We start from the raw sequence: 21,768 nt of genomic DNA on the forward strand, positions 1-21,768 counted from the left end.
GAATCGGTCAGCTGGTGAGTCCATCGGAGATGCGCTCGGTGTTGACGCGCATCATGGTGAGGTAGTCGGGGGCACCGCCGTCGGGCGCGGTGAGGGATTCGGTGAACAGTTCGATCACAGCGACACGAATGTCGGCCTCACTCGCCAAGGCCTGGACGAGACGATCCGGAGAAGACGATTCCGCGAATATCGCGGGAACACCGGTCTTCTCGATGGCTCCGACGAGTTCGGCCAGATCGGAAGCAGACGGTGCCGCCAGGGTGGTGCCGCCGGGAATGGCTGCCCCGATCACCGTGAAATCGAAACGGGCTGCGAGATAACCGAATACATGGTGATTGGTGACGAGTGCGCGGCGCTGATCCGGGATCGCAGCGAAGGTGGCGCTCATGTCGTCGTCGAGCCCCTTCAACTGCAGCCGGTAACCTGCTGTGCGGTCGGCGATCTCGGCAGAATCGACACCGTCCAGCCCGGCGAGCGCCGGCTCGAGGGCATCGACGACGGCTGTCATGCGCGCGGGATCGGTCCAGAAGTGCGAATCGGGACTGCCTGCGGCGTCCCCTTCCGTGTACTCGAGGACGTCGATGGCGTCGCCCGCGACGAAGGTGGGCACGTTCTCCGCCGCTGCCTCGTCGAGATGTTGCTGTAGACCTTCTTCGAGGCCGAGACCATTGGAGACGATCAGGTCTGCCGTGCGTAGGCGGGCACCTTCCTGCGCCGAGATCTCGAAGGAATGCGGGTCGGCGTTCGGCTTCATCAGCGTCACCACGTCTGCCTCGTCGCCGACGAGCTGCTGCACGACGTCGCCGAGGATGTTCGTGGACACGATCACCACCGGGCGGTCGTCACCGTCGGCGGAGCAGCCGCTCAGGCACAGTCCGATTGCTGCGGCCACCGCCACTGCCGATGAGAAGCGGCCGACGCGTCCGCTCGTCATCGTCCGGTCTCCGCGGTGAAGGTCGGTTCGGTGGCGGTGTCGAAGGTCCGCGCTATGCGGGCACCGTCGGCGTAGTCGATCTCGTACAGCCGTCGTTCGGTCGGGGCGCTGAGATAGGCGCGCTGATCGTCGGCGACCAGGGTCGGGGACGCGCCGGCCTCGAGTGATTCGGCCACCAGCGGTGCGGTTTCGGCCAGAACAGCTCCGTTGTTGCCGTCGAGTACCAGGACTCGGCCATCCTCGGTGAGGGCCAGCACGTGCTCGTCCGCATCGTCCACGGCGGTGACGTGCACCAGGGGTGCCGGTGCCGGGAGTAGGGACCACGACCGTGCGCGGGTATCCAGCATCCAAATGCCCTCTGCACCGGTAGAACCTGCGACCGTGGGGCGGCCCTCGCGGTTGTCGAACGACGTCGCTGCCGCGGCGGTGGCGCCGGCCGGGTAGGGGATTCTCTCGACCGCCAATTCGTCGCCGGTGGCCGAGGCGAGCAGTGCGCCGTCGGCGCACCCGATCACGGCACCGACCCTGGTGGTGATCGTGCCGCGGGCCTGCGGGCACGGTTCGACCGGCCCGGTGCGTTCGCCGTCGGCGGTGTATCCGACGACCGAGGTCGACGGTCCGGATCCCTCGGTCACGAGCGCGAAAGTGCCGACGGGAACGACCATTCCGGCACCGGGAGTGGTGACCTTTCGGAATCGTTCCACGACTGTGCCTTTCGACAGGGCCTCGGTGTCGAGCAGTACAGCGTCCCCGGAGTCGGGAAAGAACAGCCCAGTACTTCCCGAGGTCGAAAGGTTGGATGTGGCAACGGTTGCCGTGCCTGAGCCGCCGACCGTGCCGAGTAGTCGAGGCTCGCTGCGGTAGTAGTGAAAATGGTCGACGTGGTCCCAGGTCCAGACCCCGCTGTCGACGATCTCGACGCCCGCGTCGGTCTGCACGAACAGGTAGCGGCCGTCGGTGTGCAGAGCCTGCGGGGCTCCGATGGTCCCGAGATCGGTGACGGTGTCGTCGAGCAGATCGAGATGGGACACCCGCCCCGTCGGGTCCACGGACGTGAGCCCGAGCCGCGGTTCGGCGAGTTCGGCGGCACCGGCTATTGCCCCGTGGCCTTCGCCTGTGGGTTCGTCTGTGGGTGGCACGTTCGTCTCCGAGGAACAGGCCGTCGATGCGAGAACGAGGGCACCGACGGCGATTGTGGTGGTCAGGATGCGGGTGCGCACGTGTTCCTTTCGGGTGAAGTGGGGCGAGGACGGATGGCGGTGACGGCACTGCGTATCGCGTACGACAGGCCGGACACCGCGATCGCGGTCGCCGCCACGGAGGCACCGGCGGCGGTGGCCGCGTGCCAGGAGATCAGTAGGCCGCCGAACACGGACAGCACGCCGAGGACGGCCGCCACCAGCATGCGAGTGGGAATGCGGGTGGTCCACTGCCCGGCGGCGACGGCAGGGGCGAGCAACAGTCCGACGACCAGCAGCGAGCCGACGGCTTGGTACGACGCGACGACTGCCAGCGTCACGAGTGCGACGAGAACTGCTTGGGCCGAGCGCGGCCCGAGTCCGAGCACCGAAGCAATTCGGGGGTCCAGCGCAACGGCGACCAGCGGTCGATGAAACAGCGCCGCGACGGCGACTCCGAGTGCGGCCGCTCCTGCCAGGAGATAGAGGTCCGTGTGCGTGATGGCAAGAATGTCGCCGAACAGTATGGACGTGGCGTCGGTGGCGAAGCTCCCCGAGTGGGAGATGACGATGACGCCGAGCGCCAACATGGACACGAACAACATCCCGATGCTCGTGTCGTAGGACAGTGTTCCGCGGCGTTGCAGCGCGGTGATCCCGAGGCTCATGGCGACCGCGCTCAGTGCGCCGCCGATCATCACCGGGACTCCGAGAACGGTCGCGAGAGCGACACCGGGCAGCATTCCGTGTGCGAGCGCCTCACCCAGAAATGCCATGCCGCGGATCACCACCCACGTTCCGACCACCCCGCACAGCACGGCGACCAGGGCTCCGCCGAACAGGGCGCGTTGGACGAAACCGAGGTCGAACGGCTCGAACAGCGCGTCGATTGTCTGAAATGGCACATTCCGGAGCTTAATGAGAGTGATAACGATATTCAAAATCGTATAGTGGCAATGTGAACACCTCAGCTGTCAGCGCGTCGTCCGAGTTCGCTCGCCTCCGGGGCGTCCGCGTCGAGTTCTCCGGCCACACGGCACTCGCAGGCGTCGATCTGGACCTGCTACCCGGTCGGCTCACGGCCATCGCAGGGCCGAACGGTGCCGGCAAGTCCACGTTGCTCGAGGTGGTCGCCGGCACCCGGCCACTGACGGGCGGGACCCGAAGCGCAACTCGCGCAATTGCATTCGTTCCGCAGCGCGCTGCTGTGCCGGATCGGTTGCCGTTGACCGTATGGGACGTCGTGGCAGTGGGTGCGTGGGGACGCCTCGGCCGATGGCGTCCGATGAACACCGAGGCTCGGGCATCGGTGCGCGACGCCCTCGGGCGCCTCGACATCGCGGAACTGACCGGCATGCCGTTCGCCGACCTGTCCGGAGGGCAGCGTCAGCGCACCCTACTGGCTCAGGGTGTGGCCCGCCGGGCCGATCTCCTGTTGCTCGACGAACCCACGACAGGTCTCGACGCCGCTAGTGGACAACGGATTCGAGCCGTCATGCGTGAGGAGACGATGCGCGGAGTTGCCGTTGCGTGTGTGTCTCACGATCCCGAGGTGTTGGCTGCGGCCGACCGAGTCGTGCGACTCGAGGACGGTCGAATCGTGTCCTGACGGATACGCGCGTCGGGTGCTCTCACCGCGCTGCCAACGCGGCTCGCAATCCCGCGCGGTCCAGTTTGCCCGGGCCTCGGGTCGGCAGTGCGTCGACGAGGAACAGCTCCCGCGGTGCAGCGGTGGCATCGAGCGACTGCTCGACGTGAGAGCGCAACTCCGCCAACGTCACCGGCGCAGAGGCAACCACTGCTACCACCACCTTCTGGCCGAGGCGCTCATCCGGCAATCCGACGACAGCGCACTCGCGGACAGCGGGATGCGTTGCCAGCGCGGCTTCGACCACCTGCGGTACGACGGTCAAGCCGCCCGTCGAGATGGCCTCGTCGAGTCGACCAGTGATGCTCAGCACCCCGTCGATCATCGTGCCTGCGTCGTCCGTGCGGAACCATCCCGGCTCGGCGAACGCCGGGTGATCGGGTAATCCGCGATAGCCCGAGGCCAGAGTCCGCCCGCCCAGAACCACTCGTCCGTCGTCGATCCGAACGACGGTGCTGTGCAACGGAACTCCGTCGTACACACAGCCGCCCGCGGTTTCGCTCATGCCGTAGGTGCGTACCAATCGAACGTCCGCGGCAACAGCTCTCTCGCGCAACGGAATCGGCGTGGCAGCGCCGCCGAGCAACACGGCGTCCAGCGATGCCAGTGCAGCAGTGGCCTCGGGGTTCTCGAGTGCTTTGATCAACTGGCCGGGCACCAGGGAGGTGTAGCGCAGCGGACCCGACATCCGTCCCACGGCCTCGACCATGGCGGCCGGGTCGAAGCCGGCAGATACGTCCATGATCACCGGCGACGTGCCGGCGAGCACGCTGCGCAGCAACACCTGCATCCCGGCGATGTGGTGTGCGGGCAGAGCCAGCAGCCACGAGCCGGGGCCGCCGAGGCGCTCCTCGGTTGCCGTCGCCGACGCGACCAGTGCGGATGCAGACAGCATGGCACCCTTTGGAATTCCCGTCGTCCCCGATGTCGCGACGACCAATGCGACGTCGTCGTCGATGGGGGTTCCGGGGGCCAACGCGTCGTGCAGGCGTCGGATCTCGCGTGGATCGTCGGCGGGGACGGGGAGGACGGCCGGGCCGTCGCCGGCCAGCAGACGGCTCAGCCGCGGCAGGATGTCTGCCGCGGCCGAGCCTGCTGGAATGGGAACGCTCTCGAGCACACTGGCGAGATTAGTCCTTGCGCCGGATCGTGAACGGGTCGGCCAGAGGCCAACCCCCGGCGGCGAGGTTCGCGCGCACCCGATTGACGTCCTCTTCTCGGGGCAGCTCGTTGGTGACCTTGGTGATGGTGACGGAAATTCCGGCCTTGTCGGCAGGTAACTGGCCGTCGGCGATGAGGGCATCCATCACCGACTGCACTTCGTCGTCGGACAGTCGCCGATTCAGAAGGGCAAGGAGGGGAACGTAATCCGCTTCGGGTACCCCGTCGGGATACCCACCGCGGAGCCACTCGACGATCGAGTGGAGAAACGACGGGACCGCCATGGTCTTACAGGGCAGCCGGATCCGCGAGCGGCCAGCCACCGGCGGCCAGTCGTGCCGAGACACGGGAGATGTCCTCGGCCGTCGGCTCGGCGTCGATCTGGTCGCGGATGTACGTCGCGATCTCCTCGGTCGAAATGGCACCGTCGTCGAGTGCACCGTTGGCGGGAGAGACGAGTTCGAGAACGATCTCCTGCACCTGAGCGTCGGTGAGTGCGGCGCGGCGCAGAAGGGCGACGAGCGGGAATCGGTCCTTGGGCGGAACGCCCTCGGGGTATCCGGCTCGGAGCCATTCGAGCACCGAGGCCGGGAATGCGGTCTTGGTGGAGTCGGTCATGAGAGCTGTACCCCTTCTCGGGTGTGTCAGAAGACGGAGATGCCGAATGTGCTGTCGAGGAAGTTCTTCATGATGAAGAGAATTCCGGCCACGATGGCGACGACGACCACTGCGAAACAGAGGACGGCCGCGGCGGTGGCCACTGCCGGTCGGGCCACGCGTGTGGTGCCCGAGGCAGTGGCCTCGTCCGAGGGCTCACCGACCGAGAGTGCCTTGAGTCCGAAAGCGAAGATCGCGGGCAGTCCGGCACCGAGCAGCAGGCCGACGAGAACAACCTGCCAGAGCGAATCGAGTGTGTGCTTGAGGGTTTCCATGATGTTCAGACCTTCGCGGGGGAGTCGGTTTCGGCGGCGGCAGGAACGAGTCCGCCGTCCCATTCGGCGTTCACGTTGTCCGGATCGACGGGTTCGCGGCGCGAGCGGATGTACATGACGGTGGCCAGGCCGACGAGGATGGCGAAGACCACGAGGATGCCGGGCAGACCGCCGATCGTGTGGGCGAGCAGCCAGCATGCGGCGCCGACCACACCGGCGAGCGGCAAGGTGATGACCCAGGCGACGGCCATGCGTCCTGCGACGTTCCAGCGCACGGCGGCACCGGGCTTGCCGAGTCCCGATCCGAGGATCGAGCCGGTCGCGACCTGCGTGGTCGAGAGCGGGAGGCCGAGGTGGCTCGACGTCAGAATGATTGCTGCAGAAGAGGACTCGGCTGCCATGCCCTGCGGGGATGCGATCTCGACGAGGCCCTTACCGAGGGTGCGGATGACGCGCCAGCCGCCGAGGTAAGTGCCCAACGCGATGGCGAGGGCGCACGTGACCTTGACCCACAGGGGCATCTCGGCGTCCGGCGAGACGGTCCCGTACGCGACGAGCGCCAGGAAGATCACGCCCATCGTCTTCTGGGCGTCGTTGGTGCCGTGGGCGAGCGAGACGAGTGAGGCCGAACCGATCTGGCCCCAACGGAATCCGCGCTCCTTGGACTTCTCGGGAACTGCGTTGGTGATGCGGTAGATGATCCAGGTGCCGACGGTGGCGACGAGGCCGGCGACGATGGGGGCCAGCACGGCGGGCAATACGATCTTGCTCCACACCCCGTCCCACACGACGCCGCTGGTTCCCAGGCCCGCCATGGTGGCACCGATGAGGCCGCCGAACAGTGCGTGCGAGCTGCTCGACGGGATGCCGAGCAGCCAGGTGGCGAGGTTCCACAGGATGCCGCCGACGAGGCCGGCGAAGATGATGGTCAGCAGGGCCTGGCCGCCGGTGTCGCCGAGATTGACGATCCCCTTCGCGACGGTGGCTGCGACCTCTACGGACAGGAAGGCGCCGACCAGGTTGAGGACGGCAGACAGGGTGACCGCGACCTTGGGCTTCAATGCCCCCGTTGCGATCGACGTCGCCATGGCGTTGGCGGTGTCGTGGAAACCATTGGTGAAGTCGAAGGCCAGGGCCGTCACGACCACCACGAGAAGTACGAGAAATTCAGCGCTCACGGTGGAAAGTGTGGGACACGAACGGCCATTCGCGGAAATTTCTTGCGAAGTGTTCTTCTCGGGTGCCGCGAAGTCGTCTCCAGTTCACCTCCAGTTCACCTTTTTGCCTTATATGTCCACTTCGTCTGTGGCGTAGCGCACGACGGTGGTCTCCTCCGGTCGAAGCATTGTGGAACAGTGGACGACGTGAAGGGATCGGGTATGGATGATGCGGTGTCGGCCGCCCTGTCGTACTTCGATTCCGTCGATCCGGCTCTTGCCGCCGACGCCCGGCTCGGGTGGGACGGACTGGCCGCGGTGTCGCCGCCTGCGGGGCCGACACAGCATTCCGTACAGACGTTTTTGTGGATCTATCTGCGCCACGCGGCCGAGGGCCCCGATCGGGCCGTCGACATCGCCCGAGCGCTCGGGGATCTGCTCGAGCGGCTGGGACGCCTCGCTTATGCGGAGATCGCACGCAGCGGCGTGACGGACGAGCTCGTACGTGCCACCGACGATGCGATCTGGCTGCAGCAGTATCGCGCTGCCACCGAGCAATCCGGTATCGGAGCAGTCGACACCGAGTTGGTGACGTGGCAGGACGCTCCGACCGGGGTCGAGCGGGCCATCGTCGAAAAGATCGGTGAGACACTCGAAGTGGCGACCATTGCCGGTGAGTTCGAGCCGTCGAAGCCCGGTGGCAGGCCGCTGGGAGTCACCGCACGGGCGACGCGTCGTCGCGGCGTGACCGACGCGGTGCTGACCTCGGAGCAGGGCAAGAACGGCACCGACGACGTTCTGCTCGAACAACTTCTCGACCACCGCATCGAACTGTGGAGCAGTTACAGCGCTCCACGCGCCGAGCTCTACTTGGGCTTGCGCGAGGCGCTGCACGAGGCGGTCGAGCCGGTGTACGGGTGCGTGCGCAGACTCGAGAGCTTCATCGGCTGCATCGGCGACGGCGTGGCGCTGACCGATGCCGGGTATCTGCCGGACGATCTGGTGGCGCGGATCGCTCGCACTGTCTTTCCGGTAGCCGAGCGTCCGCAGTTCGTCGGACGCGAACTCGACACCGACAAGGTCCTCGCTCTCCGGCGTCTGGTGATGCGACTTCGGTTGATGCGTCGATCTGCAGGCAGGCTGGTTCCGACGACGCGCACCCGGCAGCTGAGCTCGGACGGATTGTGGCGCGTGCTCGCCGGGGGAATCGTCGGCAGCGACTACCACCCCGACTCGATCGCTGCGGAGGTTCTCCTGGCCCGGATGATCCTGGGCAACGACATCGCCGACGCGCAGGCGACGGCCGACGATTCGGCTCGACTGTTGCGTGCGGAGGGATGGACCCATGCGGGGGAGGAGCCGGAGTCGGAGCACGCCGAGACTCTGGCGGACACGTTGATCGCAGAACTCGACGCTCTCGGAGCGTTCCGCTCGGCCGACAATCGCGTCGCAACCGACGAAGGCGCACGGGTGGCCGCGGCTGTGTTGCGTCATCGGCTCCTGCACACGCGCTTCCCGGCATTGTGACGAGCTCGAGATGGGGTTTGCCTGCGGTCTGCCGTTCGTGCACGGTTAAACTCGGTTCCACGCGGGTCGAGAGCGTGCCCGGATGTCGGCTGCGAGGAGATGCTGGTGGACGGTGAGGTGCACGACACCGCACGCTCCCAGTCTCGGCGGCAGAGCGACTCGGCTCGCCGCTACCTCGATCTGGAAGCAACCACACCCGCGTTGCGCTCCACCGTCGAATTCGCGGCACGCAGTGTCGGATTCGCCATCGCCCAGCTGAACGTGTTGGACGAGGACACCCAGTACACACTGGTCAACATCGGCGGTCCGCCGATGTCCACCGTGGTGCGGGCCGACACCCTGTGCGACGACGTGGTGCGCACGGGAGTGCCTGCGGTCGTCGCCCACGGCCGGGTCGATGCGACCACCCGGCAACGCGCGCTGCTCGACGAGAACGGCATCGAGTCCTATGCCTCGGTTCCGCTTCGCGGACGAGAAGGTCTGGTGATCGGCACTCTTTGCTTGCTCGACCGCACTTCGAGGCCCCTCTCCAACGACCAGATGCAGGAGCTCGAACAGTTCGCGTCCGTCCTCGAGGAGCAGCTCGATCTGCATCGGCGGGTCGGCTCGGGATCCACCCGACTCGGCAGCGACAACGACATCGCTGACTCCCTCGCCGACGGTCACATCGTGCCGTGGTTCCAGTCGATCGTGGACCTACGGACAGAGGAGATCGTCGGCTTCGAGGCATTGGCGCGTTGGCACCATCCCACTCGGGGTCTGGTGGTGCCCGCGGACTTCGTGCCGTTCGCCGAGGCGAGTGAACTGATCATCGACGTGGATCTGAGCGTGCTCGCGCAGGCGGCCGCGGAGATGAAGAAGTGGCACGTACACCGACCGGACCTGCGGCTGACCGTCAACATTTCAGGACGTCATCTGGCGCATCCGGACGGCGTCGGCCAACTCGAACGTGCGATCGCGTCGACCGAGGTGTCGCCGAAATCCATTTCGCTCGAACTCACCGAGACCTCGTCGGTGACGCCAGGGCCGTTGCTGCGCAAGCACATCGACGACGTGCACCGGCTGGGTTTCCGCGTCCTGCTCGACGACTTCGGCTCCGGCTGGTCGTCTCTCGAACGTTTGGTGACGTTGCAACCGGACGGCATCAAGATCGACGGACATCTGACACGGTTCATCGACACCGTGGCCGGTCGGGCGATGATCAAGTCGTTGGCCTCGGTCGCCAACGATCTGGAGCTGACGATGATCGTCGAGGGGATCGAAAGTCGAGCTCAGGCCGACGCCGCTCTCGATCTCGGATGCACTCTGGCGCAGGGATATCTGTGGTCGAGGCCGCAATCGGCGTCGGCGGTACTGCGAACCGTCTCGGGTGGCTAGCGAGTATCCCGGCGTAGTGGGTGGTCCTGCGGAATCTGCACCAGCACGATGGGGATTCCATCGGGATCCTCGATCCACATCTCTATGAGTCCCCAGGGTTCGGTGGTCGCCGCGCGTACGATCGCAATGCCGGCCTGCTCCAATTCCGCTGTGGCAGAATCGATGTCGCGCACCTGCAGCCACAGTGCCCCGGAGAACGATCCCGGCTCCTCGGTGCCGCCGTGCGCTGCGATCTCGATCAACCCTTGGCCTGCGAACAACACCGTGCCGCCGGGATATTCACGGCACACCGCAAGAGACAGGCCGTCTCGATAGAACTCGAGGGTCTTCCGGTAGTCGACCGGGCGCAGGATGGTACGTGCAGCGAGGATGTCCACCTCGCATGGATATCACGCAACCGACCATCACTGCCGCAGGATGGTCACAGCGAGAGTGGAGCCTGCGGAACGACCCGGATCAGTGGCATCGATCAGTGGAATCACAGCACCGTCGTGACGATCCGGTTTCCGCCGGCTGCTTTGGCCTCGTACATCATCGAGTCCGCCACTCGCATCGCCCGCGTCACGAGGTCGAGGTTCTGCTCCCACAGGGGTGAACTCGCGTGCAGGATGGCTGCCCCCACGCTGACCGTCACGGCGACGCCGTCGTCGGGATCGCGCATGGCTCGTCGAACACCATGGATCAACGCATCGATGTGCAGGCGCGACGTCGAGACCACCGCGAGGTATTCCTCGCCGCCGGTGCGTGCGATCACGCCGTATCTACCCATGTGTGCGCCCAGACGCTCGGCGACGCGAACGATGACGGCCTCACCCTCCTCGTGCCCGTAGTCGTCGTTGACGGCTTTGAAGCGATCGATGTCCACGACCACGACGGCCGAGCAGCGATCCTCCTCGCGGCCGAGCAACCAGACGTCGTGGATCACCGATTCGAGCCCGCGCCGATTCAGCAACCCGGTGAGCGGGTCGAGCAACGAACTGCGGGCGTCGTCGGTCAACACGGTGACCAACAGATGCGAGGTGAGCGGCACCCCGGCGATCGCGAGCAACACCACGTCGGTCCGGAAGATCAGTGACGCGACGTCCACGTCGCCGGTGCGGTACGTCGCCACCGCGGCAGCGATGGTGCACGCCACCGAGAAGATCAGGTGAGCCACCAGCCACCGTGGACTGACGAAAAACGTGCAGAACGTGCCGATGACGGCGAACAGCGCGCACGTCAGGATCGCGTCGGCGATCGGGTTGACGAGGATGGACGACGCGGTGCCCAGATCGGCGAACACCGCGAATGCCACCACCCCGAGACGGCCCGGGAACGGCTTGACGATCCACGCGGCCGCGACCGCCACCGCCATGACGACCAGGAATGCCTTCCAGCCGATTGCCGCGGCGTTCCGCGAGGTGCCGTCGGAGAAGAGGGCCACCACCGCCAGAGCGCCGTAGTTCAGCGTCAGGATCGCCATCACCCATCGGATGAGTTTTCCGGTGGGCCGCGAGTTCTGGAAGTCCGCCATCCAGCGGTAGTCGTACGGCTGCGTGAACCAGGCCCACAGAGCACCCGCGGCAGTACCGCGATCGCGGTACTGCGAGTTCGGGGTCACGAAGCGTCAGAAATATCGAGGAAACGGCGACCAGTCGGGCTCGCGCTTCTCCAGGAACGCATCGCGTCCCTCGACGGCCTCGTCGGTCATGTACGCCAGCCGGGTGGCTTCACCGGCGAACAACTGCTGGCCGACGAGACCGTCGTCCTGCAGGTTGAAGGCGTACTTGAGCATCCGCTGTGCCTGCGGCGACTTGGCGTTGATCTTCGCGGCCCACTCGATGGCGGTGTTCTCGAGTTCGGCGTGATCGACCACCTTGTTCACCGCGCCCATGCGGTGCATTTCCTCGGCCGAGTACGTCTCGCCGAGGAAGAAGATCTCTCGGGCGAATTTCTGCCCGACCATCTTGGCCAGGTACGCACTGCCGTAACCACCGTCGAAGCTGCCCACGTCGGCGTCGGTCTGCTTGAAGCGAGCGTGTTCGCGGCTCGCGAGCGTCAGATCGCACACCACGTGCAAGCTGTGCCCGCCACCCGCTGCCCACCCGTTGACGAGGCAGATGACGACCTTGGGCATGAAGCGGATCAGCCGCTGCACTTCGAGAATGTGCAGACGGCCCGCGCGCGCCTTGTCGACCGTCTCGGCCGTTTCACCGTCCGCATACTGGTAGCCGCTTCGTCCGCGAATGCGCTGATCGCCGCCGGAACAGAACGCCCAGCCGCCGTCTTTGCTGCTCGGCCCGTTGCCGGTGAGCAGCACGGTTCCCACGTCCGAACTCACGCGTGCGTGTTCGAGCGCGCGGTAGAGCTCGTCGACGGTGTGCGGCCGAAAAGCGTTGCGAATCTCGGGACGATCGAACGCCACCCGCACGGTCGCGTCGGACACGTGGCGGTGATAGGTGATGTCGGTCAGATCTTCGAAGCCGGGAACGGGACGCCACAGTGCGGGAGTGAAGGTCACGTGGGCCAGCTTAACGGTGGCGAGGGCTGAATCCGCTGCGGCCGGGCGATGCAGCTAGCGTGCAGGTCATGACCGATCCGATGCAGCTCGACCGCAGTTCCGACCCCGATTACGACCACCACGGCGGCTTCCCGCGTTTCGTTCCGGCGAAGGTGGGGCCGGAATACGGACAGTTGCTCGAGGCATTGCGCACGGTCCAGGATCTCGCGGTGTCCACGTCGTTGCCCGCAGACGTCACCGAGGCAGCCGCGAGCAAGACTCGAGAATTGATCGAGTTGTTGGAGCCGCACGTGGTCGCCGAAGGCAAGCAGACCGCGGGGCGGGTACCTGCTCTGCCGGGCCGTGGTTCGCTGCTGCTGCCGCCGTGGATCATCGAGAAATTCGCAGCCGACGGCGTCCGTAGCCGTGGCATGTTCCGTCGCTTCCACCTCGGTGGCAACGCCGCCGCGCACGGGGGCACCCTTCCACTGCTGTTCGACGACCTCTTCGGCCTGATCCAGCATGCGTACGGTCGGCCCATCAGCCGGACCGCATATCTGCACATCAACTACCGCAAGGTGACCCCACTGAACACCGAGTTGGTCGTCGAGGGTGCCGTGGACAAGGTGGAGGGTCGTAAGACGTTCATCAGCGCGAGGCTGACGGATCTGGACGGCAACCTGCTGGCCGACTGCGAGGCACTGATGGTGCAGTTGCTCCCGGGGCAGCAATGATTCCCCCGATCGACGATCTGCTCGACGGTGCGCACGTGCTCTCGATGCCGATGCGGACGAAGTTCCGTGGGATCACCACCCGTGAGGTGATGTTGATTCGTGGTCCCGGTGGGTGGGGTGAATTCTCTCCGTTCCCCGAGTACGACGACGTCGAGTCCGCCCCGTGGTTGGCGTCGGCGATCGAGGCCGCGTGGGATGGCCCGCCGAATGCGGTGCGTCGACGCATCGCGGTCAACGCGACCGTGCCCGCGGTCGCCGCCTCCGATGTGGCGGGCGTGCTGAGCCGCTCACCCGGGGCCGAAACGGCGAAGGTGAAAGTGGCCGAGAAGGGGCAGAGCCTGGCCGACGACGTGGCTCGCGTTCGTGCGGTGCGCGAGCTGGTGCCGCGGGTGCGGATCGACGCCAACGGGGGCTGGACCGTCGACGAGGCAGTCACTGCGTTGGCTGCTCTCACTGCGGACGGGCCACTCGAATACGCGGAGCAGCCGTGCGCCACGGTTGCCGAGCTCGTCGAGCTGCGGCGACGGGCTCCGGGAGTTCGGGTGGCCGCGGACGAGAGCATCCGTCGGGCCGAGGATCCGATGAAGGTCGTGCGGGCCGGCGGCGCGGACATCGCGGTACTCAAGGTCGCTCCGCTCGGTGGCATGCGCGCACTGCTCGAACTGGCCGGCGAACTGGGGGAGTACGGCGTGCCGGTGGTCGTGTCGAGTGCACTCGATTCGGCTGTGGGCATCGCCTCGGGGCTCGCCGCTGCCGCCGCGCTGCCGCATCTCGAATTCGCCTGCGGACTGGGGACGGGCAGTCTGTTCGTTCGCGACGTCGCACCGGCACCCGAGGTGGTCGACGGAACGTATCCGGTCCAGAGCGTCGAGCCGGATCCGCACGCGTTGATCGAACTCGGTGCCGACGCCGAGCGCACCCAGTGGTGGATCGAGCGAGTGCGGCGCTGCCACGCACTGCTGCGGTAGTGTTGCGCCCGGTCCGCGTGGGGCCGCCGACACATCTGGGAGGAAGTTCGAAGTGGTTGCTGCACTGAAGGATTCGCTGCTCGACGAGTCGAAGGCCGACGCTCTGCGCGTCGACGTATTGGCATTGATCGACGCCGAGGTAGCCGACAAGAAGGGCGCGAGTGGCCTCGCGGTCAAGGGGGGCTACGGCGCAGTGAAGAAGGTCGGTCCGTCCTACATCGACAATGCGGTCTCGGCTCTGTGGCCCGATTTCGTCGACAAGCTCGATCCGTTCTGGCAGTCGTACAACGCTGCCCCGCAGGGCACGTTCGGTGAGTACCTTGCTGCCAACGGAGATGCCGCGTCCGACGCTTTGCTCTCGGTCACCGATGCGCGCATCGAGGAGACGGACAAGTCCGTCGTCAAGAAGTTCTACGGCAGCCTGCGTGGCTCGGCGAAGAAGAACGTCACCGAGGCACTGCCGCGCGTCGGCGATCTGGTCGCCAAGCACGCCTGAGCGGCTTCGCCGCATGTGAGTGGAAATTCGTAGCAGGGTACGAGTTTCCACTCACATGCGCGTAGCGCTCAATCGTTCCCAATCGGCCTCGGTTTGGTCGGCGTAGAGTCGCGCGAATCGGCACAGTGCGACGTCGAGTTCATCGGAATCGCCCGTGTATCCCGAGATCATCGACGCGCCGCTGGTGCGAGCGTGTCCCTTCGCGAGCAGTCGCCCCACCACCCGCGCGTAGTCCACCAGCGCGGGTGCATCGATCGACGAGAGATCGATCGTCCCCTTCATGTTGCGGAACTGCCGCACGTAGTACTGCCGTCCGGCGATCGTGCACCACCCCAGCAGTGGATCGCTGACCGTCTGCAGATCCTGCTGGTACTCCACCACGCGTTGTCCCTGGTGGTCGTGCCAGGCCGATTCGCCGTGCACATACGGGGCGAGCACCGACCGTCTGGCCTGCTTGAGCTGCAGGAACACCACGTCGTCCGCGCTGGTGCCTTCGAGCAGTGCCACGTACGCCCGGAGCCCGACACTGCCGACTCCGACGACGCGATGCGCGACGTCGATCAACGTGTATCCCCCCAATACCCGACGCCAATGCGGGGTGAGGGTGCCCAGGTATTGGTCCAGCCCGACGGCCAGCAACTCCTCGTCCTCGGCCGAGATACGAGTGGTGATCGGCGGCTCCTCGACGATCCTGCGAGTGCCCTCGTGTTCCTCGGTGAATCGCGGCAGGACGCGGTCACTGGTGCGTCGACGCGCTTTCTTGGTGGCGCGTTTGATCTCCTTGCGCAACGATCCCGCAGTGGCATCCCGTTGCAGTTTCTCGGCCGTCAACCGTTGGAACGACCGCGACATCAGCGGTTCGTCGGCGAGGCGCGCGACCTCGATTCGATACGCGGACACGCAGGCGGCGACGGCATCGCGGCACCGATCCTCGCTGCGTCCGTTCTGTCGGCCGGCCACCCAGATGCTCGCGGCGAGGCGTCGTAGATCCCATTCCCAGGCACCCGGGTGTGCTTCGTCGAAGTCGTTGAGGTCGATGACGAGGTCGCGTTCGGGGGAGGCGTAGAAGCCGAAGTTTCCGAGGTGGGCGTCGCCGCTGATCACCGGGTTGATGCCGGTGGACGGCAGCATCGCGACGTCACGGGCCATGACGATGGCCGTCCCGCGCAGGAAGCCGTACGGGGATTCGACCATGCGCTCGAGGCGCGTGGGGATGAGCCATTCGATCCGGCCCTGGTGCGAGTACTCGATCTGCTGCACCGGGTCCGGGCGATCCGGCGGCGGTGTCCACTCGCCCAGCGATGCGATCGGGACCTTGTCGCGCAGGCGTCGACCCAGCTCGTATCGTTCGGCTCGGGGGAGTGGCCGCGCACGCAACGATGCGTACGGTGCGCTGTCGACTGCTGCCGAGTCGGTGACGACGGTATGACCTTTTCCGGAGCCGGGCATGTGAAGTCACACTAATCGAGGGCTACGGGGCGGCTTTACCGAACTTCCAGTATCCGGTGAAGCAGATCCGAGACTTGGGTACGGAACGCTCGTTCACCAGGTATCTACGCAGGCCCGTCGCCAGCCCCTGTTCCCCTGCCACGTAGACGAACGGATCGCCGTCCGGAAGCTCGGCTTTCTGCACCGCGGCCAACGCGGCCTCGCCCGGCTTGGCCAGCGGGTTGGGGCGCACGATCCACTCGATCTCGACGCCTGCGTGCACGTCCTGCTTCTGGATGTCGGCCTCGGTGGGCACTTCGACGAAGGCCTTGACCCGAACGTCGGCCGGCAACGACCGCAGAATGCCGAGAATCGCCGGGGCAGCACTCTCGTCGCCGACGAGCAACTGCCAGCTCGATTGTCCCTCGAACGTGTACATGCGGCCTTCGTCGAAGATCGCGACGCGATCGCCTGGGACTGCCCTGGTAGCCCACGACGACGCCGGACCACTGTGACCACCGGTTCCGCCGGCTCCATCTACTTCGCCGTGCGCCACGAAGTCCACATCCAGCTCCGGGCCGTCGCCGTATGTGCCCTCTCCCGCAGCGCGGTATCGGCTGACCGTGTAGTTGCGGACCGCCGGCTTGGTGTCCTTGGAGAACGTCAGATACTGGGCGTACCAGAGCATCGAGGTGGCGCTGGGGATGCGCGGCTCGTCCTGGCCCGGCTGCGGCAGGAACAGGCGAAACCAGTGGTCGTAGCCCATGTAGCGGAAGTTCGACAACGAATCGCCGCTGAGGGTGACCCGGATGAAGCTGGGGCTGATTCGGTCGCTCCCGAGCACGGTCAGGCGGTAGAACGCGGGGTTCTCCGGTTTGAGGTACTTACCCATGCCGCACAGGTTAGCCGACCCTAAGCTGCGATGGGGTTGCGTCGATCTCTCACTCGGGCCGACCGCGCCGGTAGCGCTGGACCACCTTGGCTCCGACGGGTACTGCGAACAACATCATGAACACGCGGATCACCTGGGCGGCCACGACGAAGGTGACGTTCGCCCCGGTCGACGCGGCGATGGCCAGCACCGCGTACACCCCGCCGGGAGTGGTCGCGAGGTATCCCTCGTAGCCGCTCGTCCCCGTCGCGGACGCCAGCCATAGGCCGAGCATCGCGCAGCAGACGGTGACGGCGATGATCAACATAAGCGATGCGGGCAGGACCCGCGAGATCGACTTCAAGCTGGCGACGGTGAATCGCAGTCCGGCCTGCCAGCCGATGACGATGTACGCCGCCCACAGCAACAGCGTCGGGACGGACGCGTCGAACGAGACGCCGAGCACGTCGGCGAGCGTGGCGATCATCAGCGGGCCGAGCAGGGCGGGGGCGGGCAGCCGGATCACCTTGGCCAGCATTACCCCGATGACGCCGCAGATCAGGACGAACGCAAGATCGATCCACAGCGCCTCGTGTACGTCGGCGGTGACCGACGACTGTCCGGGTTGGGCGTCGAACACCAGGGTTGCGATCAGCGGCAGCGTTGTGGTCACCAGCACGACACGCAGGTATTGCACCACCGCGACCACGCGTTCGTCGCCGCCCAACTCCTGGGTGATCGCCACCAGTCCCGAGGCTCCGCCCGCGACCAGCGCCAACGAACCGGTCAGTGAATCGATGTCTTTACGAAGCCCCAACAGTGCGCCGGCCGCGATCGACAGCAACAGGGTGCCGATGCATGCCAGCAGTACCGGCAGCCAGGTATCGCCCAGCGAGCTCAGAGTGTCGCTCTGCACGAGCGTGCCGATCTCGACGCCGAGGATTGCCTGCGCCGTCATGCCGAGTCTGCGGGGGAGCGGCGCTCGCTCGGTTCCGGTCGTCGGAGCCCACCCGGCGAGCGCGAACACGATCGCCACCAACAGTGCAACGAACAACGCAGCCGACGGCACACCGAGTGCATCGGCCCCGACGGTCAGTGCGACCGTGACGAGAACCAGCAGCAGCCAGCGAATCAAGAAGGTCGCTCGATCTCGCGAACCTCGGGCGGCAGTCCCCACTCGGTACGGCCGAGTCGACTGAGCGGAGCGATGGTCTCGAACTCGGGCAGGCCGTCCTCGGCGAGAAATTCAGGTCGAACGGACACTGCGACGACGCTACCCATGACGACGAAGCAGTTTCCCACCTCGACGACGCGGTGCAGCGTGGCTTCGATGGCGATCGGGGCGGCAGCTACCCGCGGCGGCGTGACGATCGCACTGGGTTCGCTCTCGATGCCGACGGCCTCGAACTCGCTGACGCCGTGCTCGAAGCTCGCCGAGCTGCCGTTGACCTGATCGACCAACGGTGCCGTGGCCAGATTGACGACGAACTCGCCGGTGGCCTCGATGTTGCGCAGACTGTCTTTGCGGGTCACGGACGTGAACTGGACGACCGGCGGTTCCACGGACGAGACGGTGAAGAAGCTGTAGGGCGCGAGGTTCGCCACACCGTCGGCCGAGACCGTGGAGATCCAGGCGATGGGCCTGGGGACCACCGACGCGGTCAGTAGCTGGTAGAAGCGGCGGGAGGAGACCTCGTCGGGCCGGAAGACTGTACGCACGTCTCAATACTGTCAAAGCCCGGTTGCGGCGGCCGACCGGAGCATCTGACACTCTGGAAACTGTGAATCCGTCCACCGCTCAGGCCACTGCAGTCGTCGACGAACTGGCGCGCAGCGGGATCGAAGACGTCGTGCTCTGTCCCGGCTCGCGCAACGCCCCGTTGGCCTTCGCTCTGGAGGAAGCAGACGCGGCCGGACGGCTACGACTGCACATGCGGATCGACGAGCGGACCGCCGGATTCCTGGCCATCGGACTGAGCCTGGGCAGCGGCCAACCTGTCCCGGTGGTGATGACGTCGGGAACAGCGGTGGCGAACCTCGGGCCCGCAGTGCTCGAAGCGAACTACGCCCGGATCCCGCTGATCGTCATCAGTGCCAACCGGCCGTACGAGATGCTCGGCACCGGTGCCAACCAGACCATCGAGCAGTTGGGCCTGTTCGGGTCGCAGGTCCGCGCAACGATCAGCCTCGGGCTCGCCGAGGAAGGACCCAAGCAGAACAGTCAGTGGCGAAGCGCGGTCTCGCGAGTCATCGCCGCTGCGCGGGGTGCGCGCTCGGGCAACGCCGGACCGGTGCACTTCGACATTCCACTGCGTGAACCGTTGGTCCCCGCCCTCGGCGATCCGGGGGCCCGGCCCGAAGGACGTCCCGACGGGATGCCGTGGACCTCGACCACCCAGGCGACCCTCGACGTGCCGGTCGAACTCGATCTGTCGGTCGACACCGTCGTCGTGTCCGGGCACGGCGGAGCCGTTCGTCCTGAGCTCGCCGGGCTGCCGACCGTTGCCGAGCCGACAGCGCCACTGCACGGAATTGCGTTGCATCCCTTGGCTCTTGCGCAGTTGAAGCCGCGTCAAGCCGTCATCACCGGTCGTCCGACCCTGCACCGTCAGGTGTCGGCGCTGCTCGCGGATCCGGCGGTGGACGTCATCGCGCTCACCACCGGCCCGCGTTGGCCCGACGTCTCGGGCAACGTGCTGGCCACCGGCACGCGTGCCGTGACCACCGGCGCACCCGATCCCGCGTGGATCGCCCGTTGCGCCGCGCTGTCCGAGAGAGCCGAAAAGGCTGTGCACCAACAACTTCGAGAGCACCCCAAGCCGACGGGTCTGCACGTTGCCGACGCGGTGATGTCGGCATTGCAGCCCGGAGATCAGCTGGTGCTCGGAGCCTCCAACCCCGTGCGCGACGCGGCCCTGGTCTCGACTCCGATCCCGGGCGTGAAGGTTCTGTCCAATCGTGGCGTGGCCGGCATCGACGGCACCGTCTCGACGGCCATCGGTGCGGCGATGGCCGGAAAGCGCCGCACGGTGGCGCTTCTCGGTGATCTGACGTTCCTGCACGACGCGGCCGGTCTGCTCATCGGCACCGGCGAGCCGAGTCCGGACGATCTGACGATCGTCGTCGCCAACGACGACGGCGGCGGCATCTTCGAGCTTCTCGAACAGGGCGACCCGCAGTACGCGGGTGTGTTCGAGCGGGTGTTCGGAACACCGCACGGAATGGATCTGGGGGCGTTGTGCGGTGCCTACCGCGTCGAACATCGTCTGGTGGACGTGGCGGAACTGGCGGCCGAACTCACCGGCCACGCCGACGGAATCCGCGTGTTGGAAGTGACCACGGAACGGTCCGGGCTGCGCGACCTACACGCAGCGATCCGGGCCCGTCTCTAATTCTGTTGCGCAGCAACCCATTCGAGTGTTTCGCCGGTTTCCTGATCGATCATGTCCTTGATCATCTTGTTGATCAGGTCTTCGATCTTGCCGCCGACGAGCGGAATCTTGACCGTCGACTCACCCTTGACGACCAGTTTCGCTCCGGTGCCGTCGGGGCGAAGCGAGAGGGTGCCGTTCACCTTCGCGGGGAGACCCGTGGTGCCGCCGACCAGCGTGCCCTCGGCGTGGTCGCCTTCGAGCGGACCCCAGTGGTCGGTACGCGAGACGATCAGCTTGCCCTTGATGACTTTCGTGACGAACCCGGGCAGTTCGGACGTGCCGACCTCCTCGGTGATGTCCACGGTCAAGCCGCCGTCGTCGTGCTTGGTCATCTCGTACCCGTCCGTCTTCTTCGCCTTGGCGAAGCGAGCGGCCCATTGGTCTTCACTGGTGAGTGCGGCATGCACGTCAGCGGGCGGATTGGACGATTCGACGGTGAACTCGAAGCTGCGCGACATGAGCACAGAGGCTACCGGAGCGGAGGCGAACCGGCCGCGAAGTAACCTGAATGCTGTGACCGACACCGAGAGGGGCAGCCGAACTCTGTACAGAATCCGGCTGGTCGTGCTCGTGGTCGCGGTCGCCATCTCGGTTCTGTCGGTCCTCTTGGTGGTCGGTGCCTGGCGAAACGACGTCACCATCGACTCCGACAAAGGTGTCGCGACGGCCGAGGTGCTGTCGGCGGGCAAATTGCGTTCGGCGGTCAGCTTCATCACCCCCGACGGCGTGACCCACAACCCCAGACTCGGCGTGCTCTACCCCACCAATCTCGTCGTGGGCCAGCGCATCGAGGTCGAGTACTACAAGGCGGACTCCGACGACGACGACAGCGACCTGCTGGTGCGGGTTGCCGGCCGTGACGCCGCCGTGGCCATCGTTCCTGCCGGATCGGTCATCGTCGTCACGTGGCTGATCGCCGGGCCGGTGTTGTTCTGGTTACGTCGCAAGGAGACCCAGCGCAAAGAGGCACAGAATGCGTAATGCCAGGCAGTGGGTCATCGCTGCTGTCGCCGCAGTGGCCGGGTTCGCGTTGGTGAACTTCGGCAACATCGCGTCCTCGATCGTGATCATGGTGCTCGTGGTGGTGTTCCTGCTCGTCCTGACGACTCCGGTGCTGTATCCGCGCTCTGCATCCGACGACGCGTCTCGAGTGTTCGCGACCGAGAAATCGGTGCCGCTGATCTACTGGCGTCCCGGTTGCATCTTCTGCCTTCGGCTGCGGGTTGCGCTGTTGCTCCGCGGAAAGAAGGCCGTGTGGACGAACATCCGCGCAGATGCTGCTGCCGCAGCGCGGGTTCGGTCGGTGAACGACGGGAACGAGACGGTTCCGACGGTGTTCGTGGGCACCGGACACCGCACCAACCCGAGTCCGTCGTGGGTCGCCCAGCAATTCGTGTGACGTTGGCCCACACGTAACGTCGTCCATGCCTGGGCGACTGCGTGG

25 protein-coding genes are annotated in these 21,768 nt (G+C 66.2%); 9 read left to right on the plus strand and 16 right to left on the minus strand.

Annotated elements, in window-relative coordinates; genetic code table 11:
• Positions 1-7: 7 nt before the first annotated feature.
• From aztC to aztB, 3 genes are read right to left on the minus strand one after another with little or no spacing between them, the layout of a single operon-like run.
• On the minus strand, positions 8-934 hold the full coding sequence (gene aztC, locus RFA01S_RS18855) for a zinc ABC transporter substrate-binding protein AztC (protein ID WP_032407361.1): 927 nt from the start codon (positions 932-934) through the stop codon (positions 8-10).
• The gene (locus tag RFA01S_RS18860; protein ID WP_032407360.1) at positions 931-2,154 is read right to left on the minus strand and encodes a hypothetical protein; all 1,224 of its coding nucleotides are present in this window, start codon (positions 2,152-2,154) and stop codon (positions 931-933) included. The genes aztC and RFA01S_RS18860 overlap by 4 nt, the downstream gene beginning before the upstream one ends.
• Complete coding sequence (aztB, locus tag RFA01S_RS18865) at positions 2,136-3,017, minus strand: zinc ABC transporter permease AztB (RefSeq protein WP_202902209.1); 882 nt, start codon at positions 3,015-3,017, stop codon at positions 2,136-2,138. Before aztB ends, RFA01S_RS18860 begins: the two co-directional genes overlap by 19 nt.
• 53 nt (positions 3,018-3,070) lie before the next feature.
• On the opposite strand from aztB, the gene aztA reads away from it, so the two are divergent.
• Positions 3,071-3,721 carry a zinc ABC transporter ATP-binding protein AztA gene (aztA, locus tag RFA01S_RS18870; RefSeq protein WP_032375576.1) on the plus strand — a complete coding sequence of 217 codons (651 nt, stop codon included), beginning with the start codon at positions 3,071-3,073 and terminating at the stop codon, positions 3,719-3,721.
• A 22-nt stretch (positions 3,722-3,743) separates the two neighbouring features.
• Here the strand turns inward: aztA and menE are convergent, their stop codons facing one another.
• The 5 genes from menE to RFA01S_RS18895 are packed head-to-tail and all read right to left on the minus strand — an operon-like array spanning position 3,744 to position 7,031.
• Positions 3,744-4,880: an o-succinylbenzoate--CoA ligase gene (menE, locus tag RFA01S_RS18875; RefSeq protein ID WP_032407359.1), complete on the minus strand. Its 1,137-nt coding sequence runs from the start codon at positions 4,878-4,880 to the stop codon at positions 3,744-3,746.
• 10 nt (positions 4,881-4,890) lie between these two features.
• Positions 4,891-5,205, minus strand: a complete 315-nt coding sequence (locus RFA01S_RS18880; protein ID WP_027498307.1) for a DUF3349 domain-containing protein — start codon at positions 5,203-5,205, stop codon at positions 4,891-4,893.
• Positions 5,206-5,209: 4 nt separating this feature from the next.
• Positions 5,210-5,539, minus strand: coding sequence for a DUF3349 domain-containing protein (locus RFA01S_RS18885; RefSeq protein WP_032369750.1), 330 nt, complete (start codon positions 5,537-5,539; stop codon positions 5,210-5,212).
• Between the two features lie 26 nt (positions 5,540-5,565).
• Entirely contained in the window at positions 5,566-5,853 is a 288-nt protein-coding gene (locus RFA01S_RS18890) for a hypothetical protein (RefSeq protein WP_027498305.1), read from the minus strand.
• 5 nt (positions 5,854-5,858) lie between these two features.
• The gene (locus RFA01S_RS18895; protein ID WP_027498304.1) at positions 5,859-7,031 is read right to left on the minus strand and encodes an inorganic phosphate transporter; all 1,173 of its coding nucleotides are present in this window, start codon (positions 7,029-7,031) and stop codon (positions 5,859-5,861) included.
• 177 nt (positions 7,032-7,208) lie between these two features.
• Here RFA01S_RS18895 and RFA01S_RS18900 point away from each other — a divergent pair, with 177 nt between their 5' ends.
• Positions 7,209-8,537, plus strand: coding sequence for a hypothetical protein (locus RFA01S_RS18900; RefSeq protein WP_238325118.1), 1,329 nt, complete (start codon positions 7,209-7,211; stop codon positions 8,535-8,537).
• A 105-nt stretch (positions 8,538-8,642) separates the two neighbouring features.
• On the plus strand, positions 8,643-9,914 hold the full coding sequence (locus RFA01S_RS18905) for a sensor domain-containing phosphodiesterase (RefSeq protein WP_238325117.1): 1,272 nt from the start codon (positions 8,643-8,645) through the stop codon (positions 9,912-9,914).
• Here the strand turns inward: RFA01S_RS18905 and RFA01S_RS18910 are convergent.
• From RFA01S_RS18910 to RFA01S_RS18920, 3 genes are all read right to left on the minus strand, one after another.
• Positions 9,911-10,291, minus strand: a complete 381-nt coding sequence (locus RFA01S_RS18910) for a VOC family protein (RefSeq protein WP_027498301.1) — start codon at positions 10,289-10,291, stop codon at positions 9,911-9,913. The genes RFA01S_RS18905 and RFA01S_RS18910 overlap by 4 nt on opposite strands.
• 101 nt (positions 10,292-10,392) lie before the next feature.
• A complete protein-coding gene (locus RFA01S_RS18915) occupies positions 10,393-11,514 on the minus strand; it encodes a GGDEF domain-containing protein (RefSeq protein WP_255283976.1) in 1,122 nt (373 codons plus the stop codon).
• A 6-nt stretch (positions 11,515-11,520) separates the two neighbouring features.
• A complete protein-coding gene (locus RFA01S_RS18920) occupies positions 11,521-12,414 on the minus strand; it encodes a 1,4-dihydroxy-2-naphthoyl-CoA synthase (protein ID WP_027498299.1) in 894 nt (297 codons plus the stop codon).
• Between the two features lie 68 nt (positions 12,415-12,482).
• Between RFA01S_RS18920 and RFA01S_RS18925 the strand changes: the two genes are divergently transcribed.
• From RFA01S_RS18925 to RFA01S_RS18935, 3 genes are read left to right on the plus strand one after another with little or no spacing between them, the layout of a single operon-like run.
• Positions 12,483-13,127 carry a PaaI family thioesterase gene (locus RFA01S_RS18925; RefSeq protein WP_027498298.1) on the plus strand — a complete coding sequence of 215 codons (645 nt, stop codon included), beginning with the start codon at positions 12,483-12,485 and terminating at the stop codon, positions 13,125-13,127.
• Positions 13,124-14,095 carry an o-succinylbenzoate synthase gene (locus tag RFA01S_RS18930; protein WP_032407357.1) on the plus strand — a complete coding sequence of 324 codons (972 nt, stop codon included), beginning with the start codon at positions 13,124-13,126 and terminating at the stop codon, positions 14,093-14,095. The genes RFA01S_RS18925 and RFA01S_RS18930 overlap by 4 nt, the downstream gene beginning before the upstream one ends.
• A gap of 52 nt (positions 14,096-14,147) precedes the next feature.
• A complete protein-coding gene (locus RFA01S_RS18935) occupies positions 14,148-14,591 on the plus strand; it encodes a DUF6918 family protein (protein ID WP_027498296.1) in 444 nt (147 codons plus the stop codon).
• A 51-nt stretch (positions 14,592-14,642) separates the two neighbouring features.
• Here the strand turns inward: RFA01S_RS18935 and RFA01S_RS18940 are convergent, their stop codons facing one another.
• The 4 genes from RFA01S_RS18940 to RFA01S_RS18955 are packed head-to-tail and all read right to left on the minus strand — an operon-like array spanning position 14,643 to position 18,609.
• The gene (locus RFA01S_RS18940; RefSeq protein WP_032407356.1) at positions 14,643-16,040 is read right to left on the minus strand and encodes a DUF2252 domain-containing protein; all 1,398 of its coding nucleotides are present in this window, start codon (positions 16,038-16,040) and stop codon (positions 14,643-14,645) included.
• A gap of 22 nt (positions 16,041-16,062) precedes the next feature.
• Positions 16,063-16,911 carry a siderophore-interacting protein gene (locus RFA01S_RS18945; protein ID WP_032407355.1) on the minus strand — a complete coding sequence of 283 codons (849 nt, stop codon included), beginning with the start codon at positions 16,909-16,911 and terminating at the stop codon, positions 16,063-16,065.
• A 49-nt stretch (positions 16,912-16,960) separates the two neighbouring features.
• Positions 16,961-18,025 carry an AbrB family transcriptional regulator gene (locus RFA01S_RS18950; RefSeq protein WP_032407471.1) on the minus strand — a complete coding sequence of 355 codons (1,065 nt, stop codon included), beginning with the start codon at positions 18,023-18,025 and terminating at the stop codon, positions 16,961-16,963.
• Positions 18,022-18,609, minus strand: a complete 588-nt coding sequence (locus RFA01S_RS18955) for a flavin reductase family protein (RefSeq protein ID WP_032365245.1) — start codon at positions 18,607-18,609, stop codon at positions 18,022-18,024. Before RFA01S_RS18955 ends, RFA01S_RS18950 begins: the two co-directional genes overlap by 4 nt.
• 62 nt (positions 18,610-18,671) lie before the next feature.
• Between RFA01S_RS18955 and menD the strand changes: the two genes are divergently transcribed.
• Entirely contained in the window at positions 18,672-20,282 is a 1,611-nt protein-coding gene (menD, locus tag RFA01S_RS18960) for a 2-succinyl-5-enolpyruvyl-6-hydroxy-3-cyclohexene-1-carboxylic-acid synthase (RefSeq protein ID WP_032365246.1), read from the plus strand.
• Here the strand turns inward: menD and RFA01S_RS18965 are convergent.
• Positions 20,279-20,782 (minus strand): DUF2505 domain-containing protein, encoded by a 504-nt coding sequence (locus RFA01S_RS18965; RefSeq protein ID WP_027498290.1) that lies wholly within the window; start codon positions 20,780-20,782, stop codon positions 20,279-20,281. The genes menD and RFA01S_RS18965 overlap by 4 nt on opposite strands.
• Before the next feature lie 55 nt (positions 20,783-20,837).
• On the opposite strand from RFA01S_RS18965, the gene RFA01S_RS18970 reads away from it, so the two are divergent.
• Both RFA01S_RS18970 and RFA01S_RS18975 read left to right on the plus strand, forming a co-directional pair.
• Complete coding sequence (locus tag RFA01S_RS18970; RefSeq protein ID WP_052060741.1) at positions 20,838-21,305, plus strand: hypothetical protein; 468 nt, start codon at positions 20,838-20,840, stop codon at positions 21,303-21,305.
• Positions 21,298-21,723 carry a glutaredoxin domain-containing protein gene (locus RFA01S_RS18975; RefSeq protein WP_032407354.1) on the plus strand — a complete coding sequence of 142 codons (426 nt, stop codon included), beginning with the start codon at positions 21,298-21,300 and terminating at the stop codon, positions 21,721-21,723. Before RFA01S_RS18970 ends, RFA01S_RS18975 begins: the two co-directional genes overlap by 8 nt.
• The last annotated feature ends 45 nt before the right edge of the window (positions 21,724-21,768 follow it).

It is taken from the genome of Rhodococcoides fascians NBRC 12155 = LMG 3623 (genome assembly GCF_001894785.1).
In the GTDB taxonomy this organism is placed as follows: Bacteria; Actinomycetota; Actinomycetes; order Mycobacteriales; family Mycobacteriaceae; genus Rhodococcoides; species Rhodococcoides fascians.